The organism is Pseudomonas sp. 2995-3 (genome assembly GCF_002742565.1).
Taxonomy (GTDB): Bacteria; Pseudomonadota; Gammaproteobacteria; order Pseudomonadales; family Pseudomonadaceae; genus Aquipseudomonas; species Aquipseudomonas edaphica.
Window position 1 is genome coordinate 1 of record NZ_LJSB01000041.1, and the last position, 229, is coordinate 229.

The 229-nt window shown below is 37.6% G+C and carries 1 protein-coding gene; it reads left to right on the top strand.

The window, feature by feature from the left end:
- On the top strand, positions 1-229 hold a 229-nt coding region (locus tag AOA62_RS01720), incomplete at both ends, for an ATP-binding cassette domain-containing protein (RefSeq protein WP_178075611.1).

Here is a 229-nt window from a genome sequence, read left to right on the forward strand (position 1 = left end):
CTTTAAGGAAGAAATCTTAAGAGTTGAGAATTTGACAAAAAAAGGATGGTTTGAAGATGTAAGCTTTAGTCTTAGAAAAGGAGAGATCTTAGGATTTGCGGGATTAATTGGAGCAGGAAGAAGTGAATTAGCCAGGGTGATAAATGGAGATGTCCCCCCAGATGAAGGGAAAATATATTGGAAAGGAGAGGAAGTAAGATTTAAAAAACCTCTTCACGCCGTTGCAAAT